General features: G+C 63.0%; 24 protein-coding genes. 13 read left to right on the top strand and 11 right to left on the bottom strand.

Annotated elements, in window-relative coordinates; all coding sequences use genetic code 11:
- The first annotated feature begins 22 nt into the window (after window positions 1-22).
- The 5 genes from D906_RS21400 (at window position 23) to D906_RS21380 (ending at window position 5,649) form a co-directional block, all read left to right on the top strand.
- Window positions 23-352 carry a hypothetical protein gene (locus tag D906_RS21400; protein ID WP_019098722.1) on the top strand — a complete coding sequence of 110 codons (330 nt, stop codon included), beginning with the start codon at window positions 23-25 and terminating at the stop codon, window positions 350-352.
- 198 nt (window positions 353-550) lie between these two features.
- On the top strand, window positions 551-1,420 hold the full coding sequence (locus D906_RS21395) for a GyrI-like domain-containing protein (protein WP_027615688.1): 870 nt from the start codon (window positions 551-553) through the stop codon (window positions 1,418-1,420).
- Window positions 1,421-1,555: 135 nt separating this feature from the next.
- Entirely contained in the window at window positions 1,556-2,557 is a 1,002-nt protein-coding gene (gene dusA / locus D906_RS21390; protein WP_027615687.1) for a tRNA dihydrouridine(20/20a) synthase DusA, read from the top strand.
- Between the two features lie 170 nt (window positions 2,558-2,727).
- Complete coding sequence (tal, locus tag D906_RS21385) at window positions 2,728-3,654, top strand: transaldolase (protein ID WP_027615686.1); 927 nt, start codon at window positions 2,728-2,730, stop codon at window positions 3,652-3,654.
- Between the two features lie 144 nt (window positions 3,655-3,798).
- A complete protein-coding gene (locus tag D906_RS21380; RefSeq protein ID WP_027615685.1) occupies window positions 3,799-5,649 on the top strand; it encodes an alkaline phosphatase D family protein in 1,851 nt (616 codons plus the stop codon).
- Window positions 5,650-5,661: 12 nt separating this feature from the next.
- Here D906_RS21380 and rssC read toward each other — a convergent pair whose 3' ends face one another.
- Both rssC and rssB read right to left on the bottom strand, forming a co-directional pair.
- Window positions 5,662-6,144, bottom strand: coding sequence for an anti-sigma factor antagonist RssC (gene rssC / locus D906_RS21375; protein WP_019096598.1), 483 nt, complete (start codon window positions 6,142-6,144; stop codon window positions 5,662-5,664).
- Window positions 6,141-7,322: a two-component system response regulator RssB gene (gene rssB / locus D906_RS21370; protein WP_019096597.1), complete on the bottom strand. Its 1,182-nt coding sequence runs from the start codon at window positions 7,320-7,322 to the stop codon at window positions 6,141-6,143. The genes rssC and rssB overlap by 4 nt, the downstream gene beginning before the upstream one ends.
- A gap of 281 nt (window positions 7,323-7,603) precedes the next feature.
- Here rssB and D906_RS21365 point away from each other — a divergent pair, with 281 nt between their 5' ends.
- Window positions 7,604-7,903 carry a PilZ domain-containing protein gene (locus D906_RS21365; protein WP_019096596.1) on the top strand — a complete coding sequence of 100 codons (300 nt, stop codon included), beginning with the start codon at window positions 7,604-7,606 and terminating at the stop codon, window positions 7,901-7,903.
- Window positions 7,904-7,941: 38 nt separating this feature from the next.
- On the opposite strand, the gene D906_RS21360 is transcribed toward D906_RS21365, so the two are convergent.
- A complete protein-coding gene (locus tag D906_RS21360) occupies window positions 7,942-8,649 on the bottom strand; it encodes a VacJ family lipoprotein (protein ID WP_025754453.1) in 708 nt (235 codons plus the stop codon).
- A gap of 201 nt (window positions 8,650-8,850) precedes the next feature.
- On the opposite strand from D906_RS21360, the gene D906_RS21355 reads away from it, so the two are divergent.
- Window positions 8,851-9,417: a hypothetical protein gene (locus D906_RS21355; RefSeq protein ID WP_025754454.1), complete on the top strand. Its 567-nt coding sequence runs from the start codon at window positions 8,851-8,853 to the stop codon at window positions 9,415-9,417.
- A 122-nt stretch (window positions 9,418-9,539) separates the two neighbouring features.
- Window positions 9,540-9,803, top strand: coding sequence for a DUF4404 family protein (locus tag D906_RS21350; RefSeq protein ID WP_003248815.1), 264 nt, complete (start codon window positions 9,540-9,542; stop codon window positions 9,801-9,803).
- Between the two features lie 71 nt (window positions 9,804-9,874).
- On the opposite strand, the gene queF is transcribed toward D906_RS21350, so the two are convergent.
- Together queF and D906_RS21340 are read right to left on the bottom strand one after the other, a co-directional pair.
- Window positions 9,875-10,705 carry an NADPH-dependent 7-cyano-7-deazaguanine reductase QueF gene (gene queF, locus D906_RS21345; protein ID WP_019096220.1) on the bottom strand — a complete coding sequence of 277 codons (831 nt, stop codon included), beginning with the start codon at window positions 10,703-10,705 and terminating at the stop codon, window positions 9,875-9,877.
- A 68-nt stretch (window positions 10,706-10,773) separates the two neighbouring features.
- Window positions 10,774-11,283, bottom strand: coding sequence for a plastocyanin/azurin family copper-binding protein (locus D906_RS21340; RefSeq protein ID WP_019096219.1), 510 nt, complete (start codon window positions 11,281-11,283; stop codon window positions 10,774-10,776).
- Between the two features lie 160 nt (window positions 11,284-11,443).
- Here D906_RS21340 and cinR point away from each other — a divergent pair, with 160 nt between their 5' ends.
- Both cinR and D906_RS21330 read left to right on the top strand, forming a co-directional pair.
- Complete coding sequence (gene cinR / locus D906_RS21335) at window positions 11,444-12,124, top strand: two-component system response regulator CinR (RefSeq protein ID WP_019096218.1); 681 nt, start codon at window positions 11,444-11,446, stop codon at window positions 12,122-12,124.
- Entirely contained in the window at window positions 12,121-13,473 is a 1,353-nt protein-coding gene (locus tag D906_RS21330) for a heavy metal sensor histidine kinase (RefSeq protein ID WP_019096217.1), read from the top strand. The genes cinR and D906_RS21330 overlap by 4 nt, the downstream gene beginning before the upstream one ends.
- Before the next feature lie 41 nt (window positions 13,474-13,514).
- On the opposite strand, the gene D906_RS21325 is transcribed toward D906_RS21330, so the two are convergent.
- The 3 genes from D906_RS21325 to D906_RS21315 all read right to left on the bottom strand — a co-directional run bounded on the left by D906_RS21325 (window position 13,515) and on the right by D906_RS21315 (window position 16,759).
- Window positions 13,515-14,756, bottom strand: coding sequence for a lipoprotein-releasing ABC transporter permease subunit (locus D906_RS21325; RefSeq protein ID WP_026020291.1), 1,242 nt, complete (start codon window positions 14,754-14,756; stop codon window positions 13,515-13,517).
- Between the two features lie 61 nt (window positions 14,757-14,817).
- Window positions 14,818-15,501, bottom strand: coding sequence for a lipoprotein-releasing ABC transporter ATP-binding protein LolD (gene lolD, locus D906_RS21320; RefSeq protein ID WP_174244669.1), 684 nt, complete (start codon window positions 15,499-15,501; stop codon window positions 14,818-14,820).
- Between the two features lie 7 nt (window positions 15,502-15,508).
- Window positions 15,509-16,759, bottom strand: coding sequence for a lipoprotein-releasing ABC transporter permease subunit (locus tag D906_RS21315; protein WP_019096215.1), 1,251 nt, complete (start codon window positions 16,757-16,759; stop codon window positions 15,509-15,511).
- 93 nt (window positions 16,760-16,852) lie between these two features.
- On the opposite strand from D906_RS21315, the gene D906_RS21310 reads away from it, so the two are divergent.
- Complete coding sequence (locus D906_RS21310) at window positions 16,853-17,437, top strand: PilZ domain-containing protein (RefSeq protein ID WP_016714910.1); 585 nt, start codon at window positions 16,853-16,855, stop codon at window positions 17,435-17,437.
- 31 nt (window positions 17,438-17,468) lie between these two features.
- A complete protein-coding gene (locus D906_RS21305) occupies window positions 17,469-18,185 on the top strand; it encodes a glycerophosphodiester phosphodiesterase (protein ID WP_019096214.1) in 717 nt (238 codons plus the stop codon).
- 48 nt (window positions 18,186-18,233) lie between these two features.
- On the opposite strand, the gene sthA is transcribed toward D906_RS21305, so the two are convergent.
- The 3 genes from sthA to D906_RS21290 all read right to left on the bottom strand — a co-directional run bounded on the left by sthA (window position 18,234) and on the right by D906_RS21290 (window position 22,452).
- Window positions 18,234-19,628, bottom strand: a complete 1,395-nt coding sequence (gene sthA, locus D906_RS21300; RefSeq protein ID WP_025754456.1) for a Si-specific NAD(P)(+) transhydrogenase — start codon at window positions 19,626-19,628, stop codon at window positions 18,234-18,236.
- Window positions 19,629-19,832: 204 nt separating this feature from the next.
- Window positions 19,833-20,831, bottom strand: a complete 999-nt coding sequence (locus D906_RS21295) for an FAD:protein FMN transferase (protein ID WP_025754457.1) — start codon at window positions 20,829-20,831, stop codon at window positions 19,833-19,835.
- 157 nt (window positions 20,832-20,988) lie between these two features.
- On the bottom strand, window positions 20,989-22,452 hold the full coding sequence (locus D906_RS21290) for a glyceraldehyde-3-phosphate dehydrogenase (protein WP_016714907.1): 1,464 nt from the start codon (window positions 22,450-22,452) through the stop codon (window positions 20,989-20,991).
- A 167-nt stretch (window positions 22,453-22,619) separates the two neighbouring features.
- On the opposite strand from D906_RS21290, the gene mfd reads away from it, so the two are divergent.
- The gene (mfd, locus tag D906_RS21285) at window positions 22,620-26,069 is read left to right on the top strand and encodes a transcription-repair coupling factor (protein WP_025754458.1); all 3,450 of its coding nucleotides are present in this window, start codon (window positions 22,620-22,622) and stop codon (window positions 26,067-26,069) included.

Below are 26,069 nucleotides of genomic sequence, written 5' to 3'. Positions count from 1 at the left end.
ACCGAACCGATAAGGAAATCTCATGCGTACATTCAAATACGTGCTCGCGGCGTTGCCATTCTTTGTTCTGGCCGGCTGCGGCAACGACGCCCTGGAAGGGACTTACGAAGCGACCACCACTGTGATGGGTTTCAAAAGCCCCAAGCAGAAATGGGAGTTCTCCAAGGACTACATCATCGCCAACGGCAGCAAGGTCAAGGTTGAAGAATGGGAGCGCAAGGATGATGTGGTCACTGCGCGCAACAAGGACGGGCTTGCACTGATCAACGTGCGGGTACTGGAGGGCGGCAAGCGCCTGGAAGCCGTTGGCGGCAGCGACATGGCCAAGAACGAGTTCGTGCGTGTGGATTGATCCACCTGTCAGCCAGCGTTCAAAGGGCCGCGTTGCGGCCCAATTTGCCTAACGGGTCGGCATTGCATTAAACCCGCGAACACGGGCGCCCTCCATGGCATGGTCAAACGTATTCTTGATTGAGCAATCACGGCTAGGCACTTCGATGCCTGAACAACGGATGCTAGCGCTCACCGCACCTTCCGGAGATTCCGTTCGTTGACTGACTCACAGCACAACCCTACCTACGCAAAACGGTTCGAAGCCGTGCTTGCCTATATCGACAGCCACCTTGAAGGCGACCTGTCGGTGAATGCCCTGAGCCGCATCGCCAACTTCTCGGCGTATCACTTTCATCGGCAATTCACGGCATACATGGGCGTTCCGGTTACACGGTATGTGCAACTGATGAGGCTTCGACGTGCGGCGCATCAACTGGTCGCCTCGCCCACAACGCCCGTACTGGAAGCCGCATTCGGCGCCGGCTTCGAAAGCCCCGAAGCCTTTTCCAGGGCGTTCAAGCGTGCGTTCGGCATGGCGCCGAGCGTTTTTGCCAAAGCGCCGAACTGGCAGGCCTGGAGTGCGGTGTTCGTTGTGCCTCACTTAACCAGGAGTATCACCATGCAGATCCGTATCGTGGATTTCGCCGAAACCCGCGTGGCCGCGCTTGAACACCGAGGGGCGCCAAGCCTGGTCGGCGAAAGCGTCGCGCGCTTTCGCCAATGGCGCATGCACAGCGGCCAGTCGCCAGTGGCGACCAGCCGCACCTTCGGCATCCCCTACGACAACCCCGACACCACGCCGGCCCACGCCTTTCGCTTCGCTGTTTGTGGCGAGCTGGACGAGGCCGTAAAGCCCAATGATTTCGGCGTGCACGAACGGGTCATCCCGGCGGGGCGTTGTGCCGTGATTCGGCATACCGGCTCACCTGACTACATTGGTGAGACCATTTATCCGCTTTATCGGGACTGGTTGCCGTCGAGTCAAGAAGAGCTGCGGGATCATCCGTTGTTCTTTCAGTACCTGAGTGTGTACCCGGAAACGCCGCTGGAGCAGTGGGAGACGGATGTTTATGTGCCGTTGAAGTAAGTCTGGCCGTGGGCAGCGGGCAACGCCAGTCATCACAGGGCCAGACGCATGGCAGGCCGAATTGGTAGACTATGCCCATTCCCCAAATCTCCCCGGCGTCGGGCAACCACGCCGGGTATCAGACACGTGCCCCAGATGCCTCAAGAATTAGCTGAAATTCAATGTGCGGAACCGTTCCGACGGTTCAGCGTTGCGCCGATGATGGATTGGACAGACCGCCACTGCCGCTTCTTCCTGCGCCTGCTCTCCAGCCAAACCCTGCTCTACACCGAGATGGTCACCACCGGCGCCCTCCTCCACAACGACGCCCACCGCTTCCTGCGCCACGACGTCTCCGAACACCCGCTGGCCCTGCAACTGGGAGGTAGTGTGCCCGCCGACCTGGCTGCCTGCGCGCGCCTGGCCGAGGAGGCCGGCTACGACGAGGTCAACCTCAACGTCGGCTGCCCGAGCGACCGGGTGCAAAACAACATGATCGGCGCCTGCCTGATGGCACACCCGGCGCTGGTGGCCGATTGCGTGAAGGCCATGCGTGATGCGGTGTCGACGCCGGTGACGGTCAAGCACCGCATTGGCATCAATGGCCGCGACAGCTACGCCGAACTGTGCGACTTCGTTGGGCAGGTGCGAGAGGCCGGCTGCCGGAGTTTTACCGTGCATGCGCGCATCGCGATCCTGGAGGGGCTGTCGCCGAAGGAGAACCGCGAAATCCCGCCGCTGCGCTATGACGTGGCAGCGCAGTTGAAGGCCGACTTCCCGGACCTGGAGATCGTGCTCAACGGCGGGATCAAGACCTTGGCCGAATGCCAGGCGCACCTTGAAACCTTCGATGGCGTGATGCTGGGGCGTGAGGCATATCACAACCCTTACCTGCTGGCCGAGGTAGACCAGCAGCTGTTTGGCAGCGCGGCGCCGGTGGTCAGCCGTAGCGAGGCGCTGGCACAGCTGCGCCCTTACATCGTGGCGCATATGGCAAGTGGTGGCGCGATGCATCACGTTACCCGGCACATTCTAGGGTTGGCGCAGGGGTTCAATGGCGCACGGCGCTTCCGCCAATTGCTGTCGGCGGATATTCACAAGGCCGCTGAGCCGTTGGCGGTGTTTGATCAGGCAGTCGAGTTGTTGCAAGGGCGGTGACAAGGCGGGATTGGGAACCTCGGGCCGGCTTGCGACTCGAATCTTCACCTTTCGCACCGCCCTTCGCGGGCAAGCCTGCTTCCACCGCTTGCCTGCATGGTTTCGACGGCCCTTGAGCGGCCGTCGGGGCTCGGGTAATGTCGAGTCATTGCACAGGACAGAGCACGCCCATGACCTCCAAGCTGGAACAACTCAAGCAGTTCACCACCGTGGTCGCCGACACCGGGGACCTGGATGCCATCACCCGCCTGAAGCCGGTCGATGCCACCACCAACCCGTCGCTACTGCTCAAGGCCGCCGCCATCCCGGGCTATGCCGATCTGCTCAAGCAGGTGAAGGCCGATGCCAAGGGCAATGTCGACCTGGCTTGCGACAAGTTCGCAGTGGCCGTGGGCTCGGGCATTCTCAAGGTCATCCCGGGGCGTATCTCCACTGAAGTGGATGCGCGCCTGTCGTTCGATGAGCCGGCCCTGCTGGCCAAGGCGCGCAAGCTGATCGAGCTGTACGAAGCGGCCGGGGTTGGCCGTGACCGGGTGCTGATCAAGCTGGCCTCCACCTGGGAAGGCATTCGCGCCGCCGAAAAGCTGGAGAAGGAAGGCATCCAGACCAACCTAACCCTGCTGTTCTCCTTCGCCCAGGCACAAGCCTGCGCCGATGCCGGGGTGTTCCTGATTTCGCCGTTCGTGGGCCGTATTTACGACTGGTACAAGAAGAGCACCGGCAAGGAATACGTGGGCGCCGAAGACCCTGGTGTGCAGTCGGTCACGCGCATCTACGACTACTACAAGGCCAATGGCTACGACACCGTGGTCATGGGCGCCAGCTTCCGCAATATCGGCCAGATCGAACAACTGGCCGGTTGCGACCGCCTGACAATCAGCCCTGAGCTGTTGCAGCAGTTGAGCGATGACCAGGGTGAGCTGCCGCGCGTGCTCAAGCCTGGCAATGCGGGTGAACCCAAGCAACAGCTGAATGAAAGCCAGTTCCGCTGGGCAATGAACGAAGATGCCATGGGCACCGAGAAGTTGGCCGAAGGTATCCGCCAGTTTGCGCGGGACCAGGAAAAGCTGGAGAAGTTAATGGCTGAAAAGGCCTGATACAGTTCGCGTTTGCCTGACGGGCGGGAGGTGTTAAGCATTTTCCGCCCGTTTTGTTTTGCCCTGTTTTAGTTGTGTACTGAATTCCAGGGCCTTTTCGCGGGCTTGCCCGCAAAGAGGCCCGCATAGCCACCCGAGCTGTCGATGACCCCCTCTACCCCATTGCCCCTCGTGCTCGCCGGCCCGGTACTGCGCCGCCTGGAGCCTCAGCGCCTGGCCATCTGGCTGGTCGCCACCCAACCGCTGCAACCCGATTTCATCTGCCCCGCAGGCGAGGCCCAGGTCGATTGCCAGGTTCTCCCCGTCGGCCAACAGGCCTTCATTCACCTGCTGGATATCCACTTCGCAAATCCCCTGCCCTGCAACCAGCTGCTTGACTACGATCTGATGATCAACGGTCAAGGCATCGCCAGTTGGGCGCCACACTTGCTCTACCCCGGCACCCAGCGCCCAAGCCTGGTGCTGCGCGACCGCCTCGACCACTTGCTGCACGGTTCCTGCCGCAAGCCGCACCACCCCGCTGCCGATGGCCTGTTGTGCGCCGATCGCCTGCTCAAGGCCTGCACAAAGCCCGAGGACCGCCCGGCCGTGCTGCTGATGACCGGCGACCAAGTGTACGCCGACGATGTCGCCGGCCCTATGCTGCGCGCCATCCATACCCTGATCGCGCGCCTGGGCCTGTTCGACGAGCAGCTGGAGGGTGCGGTGGTGCCTGATAGCCAGGCGCTGTACCAACACCCGGCCAGTTACTACCACCGCGCCGACCTGCTGCCGGCGCAGGAACACAACGACACCTTGCGCGAGCGCTTTTTCGGCGGCAAGCGCAAGCCGATTTTCTCGTCCAGCAACGCCGACAACCACTTGGTGACCTTCGCCGAGGTCATGGCCATGTACCTGCTGGTGTGGTCACCGGTGCCTTGGCAACTGGTGAACCTGGACATGCCCACCGGTCTTACCGACCAGCGCCAGGCCCGTTACCGGCAAGAGCTGCCATTGATCCAGGCGTTTGCCGACAACCTCGACCAGGTGGCGCGGGTGATGGCCCACCTGCCCTGCCTGATGATTTTCGACGACCACGACATCACCGACGACTGGAACCTCTCGGCACAGTGGGAAGAAACCGCCTACGGCCATCCGTTCTCGCGGCGCATCATCGGCAACGCCCTGCTCGGCTACCTGCTGTGCCAGGCATGGGGTAACAACCCGGACGGCTGCAAGCCACTGACCGAGCAATGCCAGGCGCTGACCGGTCAACACCAGGATGCGCTCATCGACGAGTTGTTGCGCTTCCAGGGCTGGCAATTCAGCCTGCCCACAAACCCGCCCCTGCTGGTGCTGGACACCCGCACCCGGCGCTGGCGCAGTGAAAGCAGTTTGGCCAAGCCGTCCGGCCTGCTCGATTGGGAGGCGCTGAGCGAGTTGCAGCAAGCACTGCTCGACCACCCGTCAGCGGTCATCGTGTCACCGGCGCCGATTTTTGGCGTGAAGCTGATCGAGACGGTGCAAAAGGTGTTCAGCTGGCTGGGCTATCCACTGTTGGTGGATGCCGAAAACTGGATGGCCCACCGAGGGGCGGCGCAGGTCATCCTCAACATCTTCCGCCACTCCCGTACACCGGGGCACTATGTGGTGCTGTCCGGGGATGTGCACTACTCGTTCGTCTATGAAGTGCTGATCCGCCACCGCCAGCGCAGCCCGCACCTGTGGCAGGTGACCAGCAGCGGGATCAAAAACGAGTTCCCCCGGCGTTTGCTGGATGTGCTCGACCGGCTCAACCGCTGGCTGTATTCGCCACGCTCGCCGTTGAACTGGTTCACCAGACGTCGGGAGATGGAAGTGGTACCGCGTACGCCCAGCCACAGCAAGGCTGGAGAGCGGCTGTGGAACGGGGCGGGGTTGGGGCAGGTGTTCTTCGACGAACAGGGGCGGCCAGTGCGGGTATTTCAGCTGGATGCCGGCGGCGCTGAAGCAACCGAGTTTGTTGCCGGGCGGTAGCCGGGCGACAGGTCAGCTTCGCTCCAGCGCACTGACCAGGTCATGGAACGCTTCGCGGTTGGAGTCGTTCAGGCCCATGAGGATTTTGTGCGCCTCCAGCACCTTGGAGCGCACCACGTCTTCGTTCTGGTCCTGCGATGGCAGGTCGGTCAGGCATTCCGGGCACGGAATTGGGCGATCGACGATGTTGAACACCTGATCGAAGCCCATCGACTGCAGCAACCGGGAAATGTCCGGGTTGGTGGTAACCACGGTCGGCAGCAAGCCCACCTTCTGCCGCGACAGGATCGACAGCTTGGCCAGCAGGCCCAGGGTGGTGCTGTCGATGCTTTCGGTTTCAGTCAGGTCGATGACAATCGCCGAGAAGTTCAACGCCGTGAAAATCTTCTCGATCGTCGCATCCAGCGCCGAACACAGGGTCAGGCGCACTTCACCGACAAATTTCAGTACGAAGGTACCACTCTGCTCGGCGAACTGGATTCTACCGGTACTCATTGAAGGTTCCTGCTCAACACCAATAGGGCGATATCATCCGGCATCTCCCCAAGCGTAGCCAATCCGAATCGTTGACGCAGCCCATCCAGGCTGCCACCTGCTGCCTTGACGATCTCCGGCAAGGCGGTTTCTTTATCTTTGAGCGTGTCACCCGGCAAAAGGTCCAGAATGCCATCGGACATCAGGCTGAGGCTGAACTGCGGTGGCAGCTCCACTACCAGGTCCTGGTAGGTGGCCTCCTCAAACAGCCCCACCGGCAGCCCACGGCCTTCCAGATAGCGGGCGTGATCGGGGGTGTACAGCACCGGCAGCGGCAGATGGCCGCCAACGGCGTAGGTCAGCAGACCGGACTCTTCGTCGATCACACCGCCGACCATGGTGACGTGCTTGCCCAGCTTGCTATTGATCAGGCCGCGGTTGATATGGCTAAGCACTTCCGACGGCTTGAACTCGCGCATCCTGCTGCGCTTGAGCTCGAACATGAGCCGCGTGGTCATGAACTTCAACAGCACAGTGACAAAGGCCGACGACGCGCCATGCCCGGAAACATCGGCGAGGTAGAAGGCAATGCGCCGCTCGTCCACGCGGAAGTAATCGACAAAATCACCCGACAGGTACAGCGACGGAATGATCTGGTGCGCGAAAGCGAACTCGCCGGCTGCCCAGGGGCTTTCCGGCAGCATGTTCATCTGCACCTGGCGGCCGGCGGTCTGGTCCTCCTGCAGCAGGTGCAGGCTGGCTTCCAGTTCGCGGTTGGCGGCTTCGAGCTTGTCGCGATAGCGCTGGTTTTCCAGCACCAGGCGCGAACGGTCGAGGGCGCGGCGCACCGAATGCTCGAGTACGGCCAGGTCTTCCAGCGGTTTGATCAGGTAGTCGGCGGCGCCCAGGCGCAACGCTTCAACCGCATCACTCATGACGCCGGCACCAGACACCACGATCACCGGCAACTGCGGCGCGCGCTCGCTGACCTGGCGGATCAGTTCGAGGCCGCCCATCTGCGGCATGCGCAGATCGCAGATCACGAGGTCGGGCTGGTGTTCTTCGAAGACCTGAAGCCCCTGCTGGCCATTACCGGCCTGGAGGACGCTGAAGCCACTGTCTTCAAGATAGGCGGCGAGGCTCGCACGGACCACGTCGTCGTCATCGATGATCAGCAGCGTTGCACTGGTTTTCTGCATGTGGGCGAACGGCGCCGATTTAGGTTGGTGCAGCGGTGTCGGCAAGGCAGACGGCCAGCTACGGGAATTCTTTAGGGTCACACTCTACTTGAGTTGTAGGACAAGAACACCTGCCCGGCAACTCTCCGGCAACTGTCAGAGCTACCTTGTAAGGCGCAGACGGTACTCCCATCCGGCAGGGGTTTCAAGCATGCAAGGGTCGACCTCGCCGCTCTTTACAGGGCAAATCACCGGGAGTTATAAGAAAGTCGACCAGCGCAACCCGATGGGAAGGATGCAGCATGCCCCACACGCCCTCCAGCCACAGCGAGAAACGCGACTTTATCCGTATGCGCATCGACACCGAGGCCAGCCTGCTGCATGAAGGCCAGGTGATTGCGGCGGTGTGCCTGGACCTGTCCAGCGGCGGCATGCAGGTACAGGCACCGCAGCGCTTTCTGGTGGGGGATCATATCGAGGTGCGGATCGACTCAGAGCACCCGGCGCTCAAAGGGCTGCATGCCAGCACCGAAGTGGTATGGATTGCCGACCAGCCGGGCGGGCAGCAGAAGTTCGGGCTGCGGATTCTGGCGATGCACTGAACCTGGGGCCGCGTTGCAGCCCCAGGCCAGCCCACGGATCAGAAGTCGTCTTCGACTTCGCCGTCCTGCACCTTGAACTCGCGGTTCTGCAGGTAGGCGTTGCGAATGAAGATGTACTTGTCACCCTGAATCAGCTTCTCGGCCGACAGCAGGTCGGCACGGGTGTCGATCACGTCCAGGGCGAAGATCGAGTTGCGCGTCGGCACATGGTCGATGTAGCGGTAGGGTTTGGTGTAGGTGTCCGGGTATTTGGCTACGCCGTCACGTACGGTGCTCGGCCCCAGCAGCGGGATGACGACGTACGGGCCGCTCGGCACGCCCCAATAACCCAAGGTCTGGCCAAAGTCCTCGTCATTACGTTGCAGGCCCATCTTGGTACCCACATCGAAGAAGCCGCCCAGGCCGAACGTGGTGTTGACGATCAGCCGCGCAGTGTCCACGCCCGCTGCATGAGGCTTGAGCTGCAGCAGGTCGTTGGCCAGGTTGGTCACGTCGCCCAGGTTGCGGAAGATGTTGTGGATGCCATCTTCAAGGAACTGCGGGGTGACCGCCTGGTAGCCCTTGGCCAAAGGCTTCAGGGCATAGGTGTCGAGGGTATCGTTGAAACGGAAGATCGGGCGGTTGACCGCTTCCCAGGGATCTTCCTCGGTGGCGGCCTGGGTGGCTGCCACGGGCGCCAGCAGCAAGCTGGCGCAGACACAGGCCTGGGTGACTCGTTCGATCACACTGGCACCGATCCTACGCATAGATGTCTCTCCATCGAATTTCTCGGCCGCACGCGCAACGGGGCGCGCTGCTGGTAAGGCGGCAGTATAGAGGCTTGCGGCCCGATAAACAGCTTTACACATTTTTGCTCAATATTTTGTGAACAACTGTTGCGCGGGCGAGCCTGTCACAGGCCGGTAACAATCAGCGAATAGCCTGCGGACTATTTGGGGGAAGTTGCCATGGACGCTGCACCCGCCTTCACCGCTGTGCTGTTCGGCTTGCGCGGCTGCCTGGTGGAGGCTGCCAATGGCGGCGCCCCCTCACCCGCTCCCGGCGCACTGGCCACCCTCGCCAGCCTGCGTCATCGCCAGGTGCCGTGCATCTGGCTGGATGACCTCACCGCCGCCCACAGCAAACGCCTGGCCCATGTGCTGCCCGACTGGCTGCCAGGGCACCTGGTCAACGGCGTCCGCTGGCCAGCGCCCAACGCCTGCTGGCAGGCCTTGATGAGCCTGGACAGCGAACGCCTGGACGGCTGCGTGCTGGTCAGCGGCGACCCGCGCCTGCTGCAGTCGGGCCTTAACGCGGGCCTGTGGACGGTGGGCCTGGCGGCCTGCAGCCCGCTCTGCGACCGCAGCTCGCAGCAATGGCAAGCCATGAGCACACAGGAACAAGACCTGGCTCGCGGCAAGGCGACGCTGGAGCTGTTCAGCCTGGGCGTGCATTCGGTAATCGACCACCTCGAAGCGCTGGATACCTGCCTGCAGGACATCGCGCAGCGCCGCCGCAAAGGTGAAAAACCCTGATACAGCACCTTTGACACGGATCATGCAAAGCGGCGGCAGGTGGATTACGCTGAAGACAGGCCAGAACCTTTGCCGCTTCGCTGAGGTCCATGGTTTGCCAAGCCATTGATGGAGAACTGCCAATGCCTGCCCGCGAATTGCAAGAGCGCCTGAACAGCTTGCGCGAGCAACTGGACCGCAACGTACCGCTTTCGGAAGAAGAGCTGGCCGCGCTGCACGAAGAAGCGCGCCAGATCGAGGCGCAACTGAAACTTGAGGAAGCCACCCCGGACAACAACCTGGTCGATGGCGTGAACCTGGCGATCGAACGCTTCGAGGCCGACCACCCCGACCTCACCGCCACCCTGCGCAGCATTGCCAACTCGCTGCACAGCATGGGGATCTGAAATAGCCGGGGCTGCGTTGCAGCCCTTGTGCCGCGAAAGGGGCGCAGAGCGCCCCCCAGCGTACGGGAACCTTACTGCCTAACCAGCCGCGTGTTCTGCGGGCTGATCGCCCCGGTGCTGCGGTAAGGGTTGATGTCCAGCCCACCCCGGCGCACATAGCGCGCATACACCGTCAGGTGCTCCGGCTGCAGCAGGTTCCTCAAGTCCAGGTAAATGCGTTCTACGCACTGCTCGTGGAAGTCGGCATGCTGGCGGAAGCTGATCAGGTAGGTCAGCAGGCTGGCATGGTCCAGCGCCCTGCCCTTGTACTCGACCACCACGCTGCCCCAGTCCGGCTGGCCGGTAACCGGGCAGTTGGACTTCAGCAGGTGGCTGTGCAAGGTTTCTTCCACCACCCGCTCCGGGTCGCAACGCAGCAGTTCCGGCTGCGGCTGCTCGTAGTTGCTGATGGCCACATCCAGTGCATCGATGCACAGCCCCGGCAAAGCCACCACACCCTGGGCCTCGACCTCGGCCAAGGTCCGCACTTTCACGCCCACCGGCTTGCCAGCGGCAGCGGACAGGTCTTTTTCCAGGCACGCCTGCAACTCGCCCAGCGAGGCGAACACCGTCTGGTTCAGCGAGTTGAGGTACAACTTGAACGACTTGGATTCGATGATGTTCGGCGAATCAGCCGGAATGGCGAACTCGCCGATCGCCACCACAGGCTTGCCCGACGGCAGCAGCCAGCTCAGCTCAAAACAGTTCCAGTAATCCACGCCCTGCCAGGGCAAGGTCTGCGCGGTAACGCCCAGCTCGGCCCACTTGGCAGTACGCGGGATCGGGAACAGCTGCTCCGGGGAGTAGGTGGCAACGTATTCGCTGGATTTGCCCAGCGGGGAGTGTTCGGCAGCGGGATGCATGGAAACTGACCTAGAGGTTCGAAATTGCCCCTAGTTTACCGGTTTTGCACCCCGCCTTGCAGGGCAAGTCACTCGATGGTCAAGACCCCGACCATACCGGCCTGGTAATGCCCTGGTACGTTGCAGGCAAACTCGATGGGCGCCGACTGGCGGAAGGTCCAGGTCAGCTCGGCGCGCTGGCCGGGCATTACCAGCACGGTATTGCCACCGCCGTGACCATGGCCGCCACCGTGATCCATCATCTGGCTGTGATCCATGCCTTCATGGTTCATGGCCTGGGTGAACATCCTGCCTTGCATGGCGACCATTTCTTTCTGGTGCTCGGCATGCATGGCCTTGTCACCCAGGTTGAACTCGTGCGGCAGCTTGCCCTCGTTGACCAGCACGAAGCGCACCGTCTCACCGGCTTTTACCTGCAGGCTCTTGGGCTCGAAGGCAATGTCTTTGAGCACCACGTCCACCGTGCGGGTGGCTTTGGCCGCCGGGGCCGGCTCGCCGAAGGCGAAGGTTTTCGCCTCGGCAGAAAAGGCTGGCAGGCTGACCAAGGCAAGGGTGGCGGCGATGAACAGGTGTTTCATGATGACTCCGGGCATGCACAACAGTATGAGGCGACCTTAGTCAGGGACGGCTGGCGGCAACCTGACAGGGAGATTACAACGTTGTCAGCTTGAGTGACGACCGGGATAGTCACGTATCATTTCAAGCATCACCCGGCCCTTGCTGGAGGCAAGCTACCCAATGAAATTGCTGATCGTCGAAGACCAGGCCCGCACCGGCCAGTACCTGAGCCAAGGCCTGAGCGAAGCCGGCTTCGCCACCGAACTGGCCACCGATGGCGAAACCGGCCAGTTCCTGGCGCTGACCGGTGACCATGACCTGCTGATCCTCGACGTGATGCTGCCCGGCCGGGATGGCTGGCAGATCCTGCAAGCGGTGCGCCAGGCCGGCCTCGACACGCCGGTACTGTTCCTCACCGCACGCGACGCCGTCGAAGACCGGGTGCACGGCCTGGAGCTGGGCGCCGATGATTACCTGGTCAAGCCCTTTGCCTTCTCCGAGCTGCTGGCCCGGGTGCGCACCTTGCTGCGCCGTGGCACCAACCCCGGCCAGGACACCATCCTGAGCTTGGCCGACCTGCGCCTGGATCTGATCCGTCGCCGCGCCGAGCGCGCCGGCCAGCGCATCGACCTGACCGCCAAGGAGTTCGCCCTGCTCGAACTGCTGCTGCGCCGCCAGGGCGAGGTGCTGCCAAAATCGCTGATTGCCTCGCAGGTATGGGACATGAACTTCGACAGCGACACCAACGTGATCGAGGTGGCAATCCGCCGCTTGCGACTGAAGATTGACGACCCGCACACCAACAAACTCATCCACACCGTACGCGGCATGGGGTATGTACTCGAAGAGCGTGCAGATTGATGCGCAGGCTTTCCCTCGGCAGCCGTTTGGCCCTGTTGTTCGCCGCCTGCACAGCAGCCGTCTCGCTTGGTGCCGGCCTGTTGTTCAGCAAGGCCAGCGAGCAGCATTTCGTCGAGCTGGACCAACAATTGCTGGACTCGCGCCTGTCGCTGTTCCGCGCACAACTGGCCGGCATCAGCACGCCGGAAGATTTACAGGCCCGCCTGCCCGCCCTGCACGATGAGCTGAGCCACCAGGCCGACCTGGCCTTGCGCATCAGCGGCAACGATGGCACCACCTGGTTCGAAAGCCGCACAGGGCTGCCGCAGGCACCACGGCCAGCGGGGCTGGCTACCCTGCACGCGCAAGGTACCGACTACCGCAGCCTGGCCGTGCACCTGGCACAAGCCACAACACCGTCGCCGCAACTCACCCTTTACCTGGACATCACCCACCACCAGCACTTCCTGCAAGGCATGCAACGGTTGATCTGGCTAACCGTCGGCCTGTCGGCGCTGGCCACCGCGCTGCTTGGCGCCTGGGCCGCACGCAGTGGGCTACGCCCTTTGCGGCAAATGGGCCAGGTGGCCGCTGGCGTGTCGGCACGTTCGCTCACCACCCGCCTGCCGGTGGCGCAGATGCCCGAAGAACTGGCCGAGCTGGCCACCAGCATGAACGCCATGCTGCAACGCCTGGACGATGCCTTCCAGCGCCTGTCGGCGTTTTCTGCCGACATCGCCCACGAGCTGCGTACCCCCCTGTCCAACCTGCTGACCCACACCCAGGTCACCCTCACCCGCCCCCGCAGCCTGGAGGAGTACCGCGAGGCGCTGCATGGCAACCTGGAAGAGCTGCAGTGGATGGCGCAGATGATCAACGACATGCTGTTCCTGGCCAAAGCCGATCACGGCCTGCTGGTGCCGGGGCAGGCGCCGCTGGCGTTGCATGAAGAAGTGGATGCACTGCTGGAGTACTACGCGCCGCTCGCCGAGGACAGCGGGGTGCAGATGTTGCGTGAGGGAGAAGCCGTGTTGCAGGGCGACCGGCATATGCTGCGGCGAGCGTTGTCCAACTTGCTGGACAACGCCCTGCGGTTTACCCCGGCGGGCGGGCAGATAAGGGTGACGCTGGAGCCGGGACCTACAATCTGCGTGGCCAATACCGGGCAGGCTATCGACCCTGCGGCGTTACCACGGTTGTTCGACCGCTTCTACCGGGTCGACCCTGCGCGACGGGAAGGCAGCAGCGAGCATGCGGGGTTGGGTTTGGCGATTACCCGGTCGATCGTGCAGGCCCATGGCGGGTGCATCCGGGCGGAATGCGAGGATGGGTGGACGCGTTTTTTGATCGAGTTCACTCAGGATCGGTGAAATTGGGGCTGCTTCGCAACCCCCAGACTCTCAGGTAAACATCAAACCGCCAGGCCAATCGCCGGCTGCACCTGCGATGCCCGATATGCCGGGTAAATGGTCGCCAAAAAGCTCATCACCAACCCCGCAGTGCAGATGATCGCCACATCCCCCCACTGCAACTGCGACGGCAAGCTGCTGACAAAGTACACATCCGACGTAAAGATGTGCTGCCCGCTCACCCGCTCCAGCCATCCAACGATCTGGCTGACATTGAACGCCGCAATCACCCCCAGCACGCCACCAATCAACGTACCGACAATGCCGATCAGGCTGCCCTGAACCATGAACGTGCCCATGATCTGCGCCGGCGTGGCGCCCAGGGTACGCAGGATGGCAATGTCCGGCCCCTTGTCGTTCACCACCATCACCAGGGTGGCGATGATGTTGAACGCGGCCACCGCGATGATCATCATCAGCAACAGGCCGATCATGGTCTTTTCCATCTTCATGGCGCTGAACAGGCTGCCCTGGGTGTGCGACCAGTCATCGGCGCGGTAGGCATCGCCCAGCCCGGCAGCGATGGCCTTGGACACCTGCGGCGCGGCATACAGGTCATGCAGTTTCAACCGCACGCCCTGCACCTGGCCCGGCGCCCAGCGCTGCATCTCACCGGCATCCGCCACGTGGATGTAAGCCTGCGAACCGTCCAGCTCGGCGCCCACCTTGAAAATACCGACCACGGTCAGGCGCTGCATACGCGGGGTAATCCCGCCCGGCTCCTTGCTGATTTCCGGCACGATCAGGGTCAGCTTGTCGCCGGTGTTCAGGCGAAAGCGACGCGCCGTCAGCTCGCCGATGACCACGCCGAACTCACCCGCTTGCAGGTCCTGCAAGCGGCCCTGCACGATGTGCTGGCCAACGATAGAGACCTTGCCCTCTTCGGCCGGGTCGATACCGCCCACCTGGATCGGCTGCATCGCCCCCTTGTACGACAGCATGCCTTCCATTTCGGTAATCGGCGCTGCCGCCATCACCGCCGGGTTCTGCAGGGCCGCGTCGGCCACCTTGTGCCAGTCGTCCATCGGCTGCACGCCCAGGATGGCAGCATGCGGCACCAGGCCAAGAATGCGCGCGCTCATTTCACGCTGGAAGCCGTTCATCACCGACAACACCACGATCATCGCCAGCACACCCAGCGACAGGCCGATCATCGAGGTCATCGAAATGAACGAGATGAAGTGGTTGCGACGCTTGGCTCGGGTGTAGCGCGCGCCGATGAAAATGGGCAAGGGTCTGAACATGTACGGAATCACCCAGTGAAAACAGGAAAACGGGGCGGCACCTGCCACCCCGGGCAGTCGATCAGATGGCCACCAGGTGGCCGTCGTCGAGCTTCAATACACGGTCCATCTGCCGCGCCAGGTTGAGGTCGTGGGTCACCACGAGGAACGCCGTGCGCGAGGCGCTGGACAGCTCCTGCATCAGCTCCTGGATGCCCTGGGCGGTATGGTGGTCGAGGTTGCCGGTCGGCTCGTCGAGCATCACCAGGCCAGGGCGGTTGACCAGGGCCCGGGCAATCGCCACACGCTGGCGCTCACCACCGGACAGCTCGGCCGGCTTGTGGTTCAGGCGATGGCCCAGGCCCACGCGCTTGAGCAGCGCCTCGGCGCGCTCACGGGCCTCGGGGATGGGCGTGCGGCCGATCAGCAGCGGCATGCACACGTTCTCGATGGCGGTGAACTCTGGCAACAGGTGGTGGAACTGGTAGACAAAGCCCAGCTCTCGGTTGCGCAGCAGGCCACGGGCGCGCTCGCCCAGCGCCGACAGCTCTTCGCCGGCCAGCCAGACGCTGCCCTGGGTCGGCCGGTCGAGGCCGCCCAGCAGGTTGAGCAAGGTACTCTTGCCCGAACCGGAGCTGCCGACAATGGCCACCCGCTCGCCGGCGTGCAGCTCCAGGTTGAGCCCGGACAGCACCTGCACCGACTCCGGGCCCTCGTCGTAGGACTTGCCCAGGTTGCGGCAACTCAGAACGGCTTTATCACTCATGCGCGACTCACTCATAACGTAGCGCCTCTGCAGGCTGGGTGCGGGCCGCACGCCAGGCCGGGTACAGGGTGGCGAAGAAACTCAGGACCAGCGCCGCACCGCAGACCATGTACACGTCCTGGGCCTGGATCTGCGAGGGCAGGTAATCGATGAAGTACACGTCGGCGTTGAGGAACTTGTGCCCGATCAGTTTCTCGATGCCGGCGATCGCCGCACTCACGTTCAGCGCGGCAACAATCCCGACCACGGCGCCGATCAGGGTACCGATCACCCCGATTACCGTGCCCTGGACCATGAAGATGAGCATGATCTGCCCGGGCGTGGCGCCCAGTGTGCGCAGGATGGCAATGTCACCACGCTTGTCGTTCACCACCATCACCAGCGTGGAAATGATGTTGAACGCCGCCACCGCCACGATCAGCAGCAACAGCAGGCCGATCATGGCCTTTTCCATGCGGATGGCCTGGTACAGGTTGCCGTGGGTGCGGGTCCAGTCGCGGCTGTAGTACTCCTGGTCACCCAGCTGCTGGGCAATGCTCCAGGCCACCCGTGGCGCCTGGAACAGGTCGTCGAACTTCAGGCGCAGGCCCTGTACCTGGTCGGGCTTCCAGCGGTGCAGGCGGGACAGGTCGCTGATATTGGTCAGGCCCAGATAGCCGTCGATCTCCCCCGCGCCCACATGGAAGGTGCCCACCACGGTGAAGCGCTTCATGCGCGGGAACATGCCGGCAGGCGTCACGCTGACTTCGGGGGCGACGAAGGTGAGTTTGTCGCCAATGGTCACACCCAGCTTCGCCGCAGCCTTGTCGCCTATCATGATGCCCCACTCGCCCGGCGCCAGCTGGTCGAGGCGGCCTTGCAAGATGAAGTTGTCGATAATCGACACCTCGCGCTCGCGGGCCGGGTCGATGCCGTTGAGCAGCACCTTCTGCACCTTGCCGTCATGGGTCAGCAGGCCCTGCATCTGGGTGAAAGGCGCTACCGCCACCACCTGCGGATTCTGCTTTACTTGTTGGGCAAGGGCAGGCCAGTCGGTTATGGGCTGGCCGCTCTCCAGCGTGGCATGCGGGACCATACCGAGCACGCGGGTGCGCATCTCGTGGTCGAAACCGTTCATCACCGACAGCACCACGATCATCACCACCACGCCCAGGGCGAGGCCGATCATCGAGGTCAGGGAAATGAACGAGACGAAGTGATTACGGCGTTTGGCACGGGTATAACGCGTACCGATGAATGCGAAAAGAGGTCTGAACATGTCGGGGCTTGTTCGGATGAAAGGGAACGTCCTTGTGGCGAGGCGCCTACGGCGGCTTTACACTCGGACCACCGCCGCTACCTTGGGTTCGCCATGACGACATTAGACGAAGAAGATCGCCGCGAATACTACCGCATCGAAGATCGGATCGCACTTCAAATAAGCCCCCTCAGCGCGGCCGAAGCCCTCGACCCAGATGTGTTGCAAGATGATTCCCCGCTGTTCAACCTGCTCAGCGAACTGCATCTGTCCGACTTCGAGTCGCAGCACCTGCTGCGCCAGCTGAGTGACAAGGACCGCACCCTCGCTGCCTTCCTGCGGGCGCAGAACAAGCGCCTCGACCTGCTTAGCGCGGTGGTTGCGCAAACCCTGCTTGGCGAAGTCGGCCAGCCGCTGCCGGTGGTCATCTCCGAAGGCGGTATCGAATTCGCCCAAGCCACGCAGATTGCCCCCGGCACCCGGGTAAAAGTGAAAATGGTGCTGATGCCGCGCGCCCATGGCCTGCTGCTGCGCGGCAAGGTCACCCATTGCGACCCGCGCCCGGAGGGCGGCTTCGAGGTCGGCACCGAGTTTACCGACATGACCGACGCCCAGCGTCAACTGCTGGCCCGCTACATCCTGCAGCGCCAGCAACAACAACGGCGCCAGCAGCTGGAACAGAACGACCCCGCCTCCTGAGCCTATTTTCCCCTGATTTGAAGGAACGAACGTGACCCTGATCTACGGCCATCGCGGCGCCAAGGGCGAAGCACCCGAGAACACCCTGACCAGCTTTCGCCAGTGCCTGTCCCACGGCGTCACCCGCTGCGAGCTGGACCTTCACCTGTCGGCCGACAACGAGCTGATGGTGATACACGACCCTACCCTCAAGCGCACCACCGGCAAACGCGGCAAGGTGGTCGAGCACCCGGCCGCCGACCTGGTGAAAATCGACGCACGTAAAGGCGGCCCGGGCCATGTGCAGCCCTGCCCTATTCCAAAACTGGAAGAACTGTTCGAGAAGTGCCCGTTCGAGCACTGGCAGCTGGAAGTCAAGAGCGCTTCGCGCACCCGCGCCGCCACCACCGTGCTGGCGATCCGCGAACTGGCCCAGCAATACGGCCTGCTGGACAAGGTAACCATCACCTCCAGCTCACGCGAAGTATTGGGCGCAGCCCAGGAGCTGGTGCCAGACGTGAAACGCGGGCTGGTAGCCGAATACGCCTGGCTCGACCCGTTGAAGGTGGCGCAGAACTACGGCTGCGAGATGCTGGCCCTGAACTGGACACTGTGCACCCCCGAGCGCCTGCTGAAAGCACAGGGCCAGGGCTTGCACGTGTCGGTGTGGACGGTCAACGAACCGGCACTGATGCGCCGGCTCGCTGACTTTGGCGTGGACAGCCTGATTACAGACTTTCCCGGTTTGGCCAAGACCACCCTCGGGTAGGGTTGAAATCGGTCTCTCCGACCGGCTCAGGCCACCGGTCGGAGCCGCTCAAAAAAGCCGGTTCAGGCCATCGTAGGCAGCTACCCGGTAGGCTTCGGCCATGGTCGGGTAGTTGAACGTGGTGTTGACGAAGTACTTCAGGTTGTTGTGCTCACCCGGCTGGTTCATGATCGCCTGGCCGATGTGGACAATTTCCGAAGCCTGGTAGCCGAAGCAGTGCACGCCGAGGATTTCCAGGGTTTCGCGGTGGAACAGGATCTTCAGCATGCCCTGCGGCTCGCCGGCGATCTGCGCGCGCGCCATGCTCTTGAAGAAGGCCTTGCCCACTTCGTACGGCACCTTGGCCTGGGTCAGCTCCTGCTCGTTCTTGCCGATCGAGCTGATCTCCGGAATGGTATAGATGCCGGTCGGCACGTCATTGACGAAGCGCCAGCTGCCATTGTCGACGATGCTGCCAGCCGCTGAACGGCCCTGGTCATGGGCCGCACTGGCCAGGCTTGGCCAGCCGATCACGTCGCCTGCACCGTAGATGTTCGGCACGCTGGTGCGGTAGGCCTCGTCGACCTCGATCTGGCCACGGCCGTTAACCTTGATACCGATGTTCTCCAGGCCCAGCTTGTCGGTGTTGCCGGTACGGCCGTTGCACCACAGCAAGGCGTCGGCCTTGATCTTCTTGCCCGACTTCAGGTGCAGGACAACCCCGTTGTCCAGGCCTTCGACGCGCTCATACTCTTCGTTGTGGCGCACGGTGATGTTGTTGTTGCTGAAGTGGTAGCTCAACGCCTGGGAAATTTCCGAATCCAGGAAGCTCAGCAGCTGCCCACGGTTGTCCACCAGTTCTACCAGCACGCCCAGGCCACTGAAGATCGAGGCGTATTCGCAACCGATCACACCGGCGCCGTACACGATCAGCTTGCGCGGGGTGTGGCTGAGGCTGAGGATGGTGTCGCTGTCGTAGACACGCGGGTGGTGGAAGTCGATGTCGGCCGGGCGATACGGGCGCGAACCAGTGGCGATGATGATGTGCTTGGCGTTGAGTTTTTCCACCACGCCGTTCGGGCACACCACTTCGACGGTTTGCTCGTCGGCAAAGCTGCCGGTGCCGAAGAACAAGTCAACGCGGTTACGGGCGTAGTAGCCAGTGCGCGATGCCACCTGCTTGGCAATCACCTTCTCGGCGCTTTTCAGCACGTCCGGGAACGAGAACCAGCGTGGCTCACCGATGGCACGGAACATCGGGTTGGTGTTGAACTGCATGATCTGCCGCACCGAGTGACGCAGTGCCTTGGACGGGATGGTACCCAAGTGGGTGCAGTTGCCACCAACCTGGCGACGGTCATCGACCATCGCTACCTTGCGCCCTGCTTTGGCGGCGTTCATTGCCGCACCTTCACCGGCCGGGCCGGAACCCAGCACCACTACGTCGTAGTTGTAGACAGCCATGCGTACTCCTTCAGAACTGGCCCGCAAGCCACGGTCGCTCGCGGGGCGCGATCATGCCGCCGGGGCGTCATGAGAAAATTCGGGTGCAGTCTAATCAAGCGTGAACGCCGCGCACATTAACCCTTGGTCGCGTCGTAGGCCAATTTCGCCCGCACTACATATGGTTTACCCATTCCCTGGCGGCAATCATCCCTGCCTGCGCTTTCAATCGCCTTTCACCGCCCGTTCGAATGCGGGCGTAGCTCGGGAGACGAAGCCACCCTCGGCCCGAGTCACCAATACCGCAGCCAGGCCATGCGCCAGGGCAAAGTCCCAGCCACGCTCGGGACCAAGGATCAGCAGCAGCGTCGAATAACCGTCGGCCTGCAGCGCCGAAGCGTGTAGCACGGTGACGGCGGCCAGGTCATGTTGCACCGGGCGCCCCAGGCGGGCATCGAAGGCGTGCGAATAGCGCCGGCCATTCTGCTCGAAATAGTGCCGATAGTCACCCGAGGTTGATACTGAAAGGCCATTGACCGGGATGATCTGGCGTGCGATCTGGCGGTCTTCACGGGGCAGTTCCAGGGCGATGCGCCAAGGGCTGCCGTCAGGTTTGCGGCCGACCGCCTTGAGCTCGCCAGTGGCCTCGGCGACAAAGCGGGTTACGCCCATGGCTTGCAGGCGAGCGGCAATCAGGTCGACGGCATGGCCAGCGGCCATGCTGTTGAAGTCGAGCTGCACCTGGGCGTCCTTGCACAGGGCCTGCCCTTTGATGTGCAAGTGCCGGTAGCCCACGCGCTGGCGCACCTGAGCCAGGGCTTGCGGGTCCGGCACCTGCTCGTGGCGGGCCTGGGGGCCAAAGCCCCACAGGTCGAGCAAGGGCTCGACAGTGAGGTCGAAGGCGCCATCGCTCTGCTCGGCCAGATGCTGGCCAAGGTTGACCAGTTCGAGCATGTCGGGCGGCAGGGCCAGGCACTGGTTGGCGGGCAACTGGTTGAACAGGCTGACAACGGAGTCTGCGCGGTAGGTCGAATAGTGCTGGTCGATGTCGCCCAGGATGGTTTCGACCGCCGCTTGCACCTGCTCCGGCGCCGGGCCGCCGGGCTCACGGACGTACTGGATGCTGTAGCTGCTGCCCATGGTCGGGCCACCCAGGCGCTCCAGGGTAGGGCCTTGGTTGCAGGCGGTTAGCAGCAGGAGGAAGGACAGTAAGGCTTTGCGCAAAAAATCGGTTCCTGGGTGCTTGGCTTGAATTTTGTGGTGTGGCACATATCGAGCGCCGCGCGGGCGGCGCTCGATCTAACAGACGCCACACAACTTACTCCAGGCAAAAAAAACGGGAACCCGAAGGTTCCCGTTTTTTCATTGCCTTACAAGCGCATTAGCGTGGAAACGCTGGCGGGTTCACACCGGCCATCTCTTCCATCACGCGAACCACCTGGCAGCTGTAACCGAACTCGTTGTCGTACCAGACGTACAGAACAACGCGGTTGTCGTTGGCGATGGTGGCTTCAGCGTCAACCACACCGGCGTGGCGCGAGCCGACGAAGTCGGTCGAAACCACTTCCTGCGAGCTGACGTAGTCGATCTGCTTGTGCAGCTCCGAGTGCATGGCGGTCTGGCGCAGGTACTCGTTGATCTCGTCGCGCGAGGTGGCCTTTTCCAGGTTCAGGTTCAGGATGGCCATCGAAACGTTCGGCGTCGGCACGCGAATGGCGTTGCCGGTCAGCTTGCCCTTCAGCACTGGCAGTGCCTTGGCGGCAGCAGTGGCGGCGCCGGTTTCGGTGATGACCATGTTCAGCGGCGCGGCACGGCCACGGCGGCTGCCCTTGTGGAAGTTGTCGATCAGGTTCTGGTCGTTGGTGAACGAGTGAACGGTTTCGACGTGGCCGTTGACGATGCCGTACTGGTCGTTGATGGCCTTGAGTACCGGCACGATGGCGTTGGTGGTGCAGGAAGCTGCCGAGATGATCTTGTCATCGGCGGCGATGTCACCGTGGTTGATGCCGTGCACGATGTTCTTCAGCGCGCCCTTGCCAGGTGCGGTGAGGATCACGCGGGCAGCGCCCGGGCAGGCCAGGTGCTGACCCAGGCCGTCAGCGTCACGCCATACGCCGGTGTTGTCGACGATCAGCGCGTTGTCGATGCCGTACTGGGTGTAGTCGACTTCGCTCGGGCTCTTGGCGTAGATAACCTGGATCAGGTTGCCGTTGGCGGTGATGGTGTTGTTGGCTTCATCGATGGTGATGGTGCCATCGAACGGGCCGTGAACCGAGTCACGACGCAGCAGGCTGGCACGCTTGACCAGGTCGTTTTCGGCGCCTTTGCGCACGACGATGGCACGCAGGCGCAGGCCGTCGCCACCACCGGTCTTCTCGATCAGGATGCGCGCCAGCAGGCGGCCGATGCGACCGAAGCCGTACAGGACAACGTCGGTGCCTTTACGGGCCGAAGCGTTCTGCTGGCCAACCACGTCAGCCAGCTCTTCACGGACGAACTGCTCGGCAGTGCGGCCATTGCCTTCCTGCTTGAACTTGTTGGCCAGCTTGCCCAGGTCGACCGAAGCGGCGCCCAGTTTTAGCTCGCTCATGGCCTTGAGCAGTGGGAATGTCTCGTGGACGGACAGTTCGGTTTCGTCGGCTTGACGATGACGCGCAAAGCGGTGCGCCTTGAGGATCGAGATAACCGAACGGTTGATCAGGCTGCGGCCATAAATCGAGCTCACCACGTTGTTGTTGCGGTAGAGCTGACCGATAAGCGGGATCATCGCTTCAGCCAGGGCTTCACGATCGATCCACTCACCAAGACACTGGTCGGGCTTCTGAGTCACGGGAACCTTCCACATGTAGGGACAGAAAAAAGGGGCTACATTATGACGCCCCAACGCGGAACCGGCAATGAGCGCCTGTCGCAGTCACGCAAGCCAGCGTTCATGCCCTTTCAAGCCTGACAGGCGGCACTGGCACCGGTACAATCGGTCTCTTTGCCGCAACGCTTGGAGTGCAATCTCCCGTGTCAGTTCTGCGCCTACCGCAAATGTCGGCCACGGCCGGCAAACAAACCTGGGGCAACCTGCCCGGTGCCGCCCTCAGCCTTGCCATCGCCGAGGCCGCCAGCAGCGCTGGCCGCTTCACCCTGCTGCTGACGGCCGACAGCCAGGCCGCCGACCGTCTGGAACAGGAGCTGCGCTTCTTTGCCCCAGACCTGCCGGTGCTGCCGTTCCCCGATTGGGAAACCCTGCCCTACGACCTGTTCTCGCCACACCAGGACATCATTTCCCAGCGCATCGCCAGCCTGTACCGGCTGCCGGAGCTGAGCCACGGCATCCTCGTGGTGCCGGTCACCACCGCCCTGCACCGCCTGGCACCCACACGCTTTCTGCTAGGCAGCAGCCTGGTGCTGGATGTGGGCCAGACCATCGACGTGGAACAGATGCGTACGCGCCTGGAGGCCAGCGGCTATCGCTGCGTCGACACCGTGTACGAGCATGGCGAGTTTGCCGTGCGCGGCGCGCTGATCGACCTGTTCCCGATGGGCAGCAAACTGCCCTACCGTATCGACCTGTTCGATGACGAGATCGAGACGCTGCGCACCTTCGACCCCGAGACCCAGCGCTCGATCGACAAGGTGGATTCGGTGCGTCTGCTGCCGGCACGCGAATTCCCGATGCAGAAAGAGGAAGTGACCCGCTTCAAGGCGCGCTTTCGCGAGCGCTTCGACGTCGACTTCCGCCGCAGCGCCATCTTCCAGGACCTGGCCAGCGGCATCATCCCCGCCGGTATCGAGTACTACCTGCCACTGTTCTTCGAAGAAACCTCGACCCTGTTCGACTACCTGCCAGCCGACACCCAGGTGTTCTCGCTGCCCGGTGTGGAGCAGGCCGCCGAACACTTCTGGAACGACGTACGCGGGCGTTATGAAGACCGTCGCGGCGACCTGAGCCGGCCGCTGCTGCCACCGGCCGAGCTGTTCCTGCCGGTGGAAGACTGCTTTGCCCGGCTCAAGCAGTGGCCGCGGGTGGTGGTCAGCAGCGAAGACCTCGACCCGGGCGCGGGCCGCGAGCGCTTCCCGGCACGCGCCCTGCCCAATCTGGCCATCGAGGCCAAGGCCAACCAGCCGCTGGCCGAACTGGCCAACTTCCTCGACCAGTTCCCCGGCCGCGTGCTGTTCACCGCCGAATCGGCGGGCCGCCGCGAAGTGTTGCTGGAACTGCTCGACCGGCTGAAGCTGCGCCCGCATACCGTCGACGGCTGGGACGATTTCATTACCGGCAGCGAGCGCCTGGCAATCACCATTGCTCCGCTGGACGACGGCCTGGTGCTGGACGACCCAGGCCTGGCCCTGGTGGCCGAAAGCCCGCTGTTCGGCCAGCGGGTGATGCAGCGCCGACGCCGCGACAAGCGTGGCGAAACCGCCAACGACGCCGTCATCAAGAACCTCACCGAGCTGCGCGAAGGCGCGCCAGTGGTGCACATCGACCACGGTGTGGGCCGCTACCTGGGCCTGGCCACCCTGGAAATCGACGGCCAGGCCGCCGAGTTCCTTACCCTGGAATACGCCGAGAACGCCAAGCTGTATGTGCCAGTGGCCAACCTGCACCTCATCGCTCGCTACACCGGTAGCGACGACGCGCTGGCGCCGTTGCACAGGCTGGGCTCGGAGGCCTGGCAGAAAGCCAAGCGCAAGGCCGCCGAACAGGTGCGCGACGTGGCCGCCGAGCTGCTCGACATCTATGCTCGCCGCGCTGCGCGCAAGGGTTATGCGTTTGCCGACCCGTCTGCCGACTACGCCACCTTCAGCGCCGGCTTCCCGTTCGAAGAAACCCCGGACCAGCAAGCCGCCATCGAAGCCGTGCGTGCCGACATGCTGGCACCCAAGCCGATGGACCGTCTGGTGTGCGGCGATGTCGGCTTCGGCAAAACCGAAGTGGCCATGCGCGCCGCGTTCATCGCTGTGCACAGCGGCCGCCAGGTGGCCGTGCTGGTGCCCACCACACTGCTCGCCCAGCAGCACTACAACAGTTTCCGTGACCGCTTCGCTGACTGGCCGGTGACCGTGGAAGTGATGAGCCGCTTCAAATCCGCCAAGGAAGTGGCCGCCGCTGCCGCCGACCTGGCCGAAGGCAAGATCGACATCCTCATCGGCACCCACAAGCTGCTGCAGGACGATGTGCGCTTCAAGGACCTGGGCCTGGCCATCATCGACGAAGAACACCGTTTTGGCGTGCGCCAGAAGGAGCAACTGAAGGCCCTGCGCAGCGAGGTCGACATCCTTACCCTCACCGCCACGCCGATTCCGCGTACGCTGAACATGGCGGTAGCGGGCATGCGCGACCTGTCGATCATCGCCACGCCGCCGGCGCGCCGCCTGTCGGTGCGCACCTTCGTCATGGAACAGAACAAGAGCACGGTCAAGGAAGCGCTGTTGCGTGAACTGCTGCGCGGTGGCCAGGTGTACTACCTGCACAACGATGTGAAAACCATCGAAAAATGCGCCGCCGACCTCGCCGAACTGGTACCCGAGGCGCGCATCGGCATTGGCCACGGGCAAATGCGCGAGCGCGAGCTGGAACAGGTGATGAGCGACTTCTACCACAAGCGCTTCAACGTGCTGGTGGCCTCGACCATCATCGAAACCGGCATCGACGTGCCCAGCGCCAACACCATCGTCATCGAGCGTGCCGACAAGTTCGGCCTGGCCCAATTGCACCAGTTGCGTGGCCGGGTCGGGCGCAGCCACCACCAGGCCTACGCCTACCTGCTCACACCCACCCGGCAGAAAGTCAGCGCCGACGCCGAAAAACGGCTGGAGGCTATCGCCAACACCCAGGACCTGGGCGCCGGTTTCGTGCTGGCCACCAACGACCTGGAAATCCGCGGTGCGGGCGAGCTGCTGGGCGAAGGTCAAAGCGGGCAGATCCAGGCGGTGGGCTTCACCCTGTACATGGAAATGCTCGAACGTGCGGTGAAGGCGATTCGCAAAGGCACCCAGCCGAACCTCGAACAGCCACTGGGCGGTGGCCCGGAGATCAACCTGCGCCTGCCGGCGCTGATCCCCGAAGACTACCTGCCCGACGTGCACGCGCGGCTGATCCTGTACAAGCGCATTGCCTCGGCGGCCGACGAAGAAGGCCTCAAAGACCTGCAAGTGGAAATGATCGACCGCTTCGGCCTGCTGCCGGAGCCAACCAAGAACCTGATGCGCCTGACCTCGCTCAAGCTGCATGCGGAAAAGCTTGGCATCAAGAAAGTCGACGCCGGCCCCAATGGCGGCAAGCTCGAGTTCGAGGCCGAAACCCCGGTCGACCCGCTGACCCTGATCAAGCTGATCCAGGGGCAGCCCAAACGCTACAAGTTCGAAGGTGCGACCCAGTTCCGTTTCCTGGTGCCGATGGAGCGCCCCGACGAACGTTTCAACACCCTGGAGGCGCTGTTCGAGCGCCTGACCCCACAGCCTGCCTAA

The sequence above is a fragment of the Pseudomonas sp. LAIL14HWK12:I1 genome (assembly GCF_003202095.1).
Lineage (GTDB): Bacteria > Pseudomonadota > Gammaproteobacteria > Pseudomonadales > Pseudomonadaceae > Aquipseudomonas > Aquipseudomonas monteilii.
Note: the sequence above shows the minus strand (reverse complement) of the source record. Positions and strands in the feature narration are given on the sequence as shown.

Bases quoted from the DNA above. Each gene is read 5' to 3' on its own strand.
- D906_RS21340 (WP_019096219.1), bottom strand. From the start codon at position 11,283: ATGAAACACCTGTTCATCGCCGCCACCCTTGCCTTGGTCAGCCTGCCA.
- D906_RS21360 (WP_025754453.1), bottom strand. From the start codon at position 8,649: ATGCGTAGGATCGGTGCCAGTGTGATCGAACGAGTCACCCAGGCCTGT.
- D906_RS21380 (WP_027615685.1), top strand. From the start codon at position 3,799: ATGACCCCCTCTACCCCATTGCCCCTCGTGCTCGCCGGCCCGGTACTG.
- tal (WP_027615686.1), top strand. From the start codon at position 2,728: ATGACCTCCAAGCTGGAACAACTCAAGCAGTTCACCACCGTGGTCGCC.
- sthA (WP_025754456.1), bottom strand. From the start codon at position 19,628: ATGGCTGTCTACAACTACGACGTAGTGGTGCTGGGTTCCGGCCCGGCC.
- D906_RS21325 (WP_026020291.1), bottom strand. From the start codon at position 14,756: ATGTTCAGACCCTTGCCCATTTTCATCGGCGCGCGCTACACCCGAGCC.
- D906_RS21315 (WP_019096215.1), bottom strand. From the start codon at position 16,759: ATGTTCAGACCTCTTTTCGCATTCATCGGTACGCGTTATACCCGTGCC.
- queF (WP_019096220.1), bottom strand. From the start codon at position 10,705: ATGCATCCCGCTGCCGAACACTCCCCGCTGGGCAAATCCAGCGAATAC.
- D906_RS21365 (WP_019096596.1), top strand. From the start codon at position 7,604: ATGCCCCACACGCCCTCCAGCCACAGCGAGAAACGCGACTTTATCCGT.
- D906_RS21350 (WP_003248815.1), top strand. From the start codon at position 9,540: ATGCCTGCCCGCGAATTGCAAGAGCGCCTGAACAGCTTGCGCGAGCAA.
- lolD (WP_174244669.1), bottom strand. From the start codon at position 15,501: ATGAGTGATAAAGCCGTTCTGAGTTGCCGCAACCTGGGCAAGTCCTAC.
- cinR (WP_019096218.1), top strand. From the start codon at position 11,444: ATGAAATTGCTGATCGTCGAAGACCAGGCCCGCACCGGCCAGTACCTG.
- D906_RS21310 (WP_016714910.1), top strand. From the start codon at position 16,853: ATGACGACATTAGACGAAGAAGATCGCCGCGAATACTACCGCATCGAA.
- D906_RS21355 (WP_025754454.1), top strand. From the start codon at position 8,851: ATGGACGCTGCACCCGCCTTCACCGCTGTGCTGTTCGGCTTGCGCGGC.
- dusA (WP_027615687.1), top strand. From the start codon at position 1,556: ATGCCTCAAGAATTAGCTGAAATTCAATGTGCGGAACCGTTCCGACGG.
- D906_RS21400 (WP_019098722.1), top strand. From the start codon at position 23: ATGCGTACATTCAAATACGTGCTCGCGGCGTTGCCATTCTTTGTTCTG.
- D906_RS21290 (WP_016714907.1), bottom strand. From the start codon at position 22,452: ATGTGGAAGGTTCCCGTGACTCAGAAGCCCGACCAGTGTCTTGGTGAG.
- rssC (WP_019096598.1), bottom strand. From the start codon at position 6,144: ATGAGTACCGGTAGAATCCAGTTCGCCGAGCAGAGTGGTACCTTCGTA.
- rssB (WP_019096597.1), bottom strand. From the start codon at position 7,322: ATGCAGAAAACCAGTGCAACGCTGCTGATCATCGATGACGACGACGTG.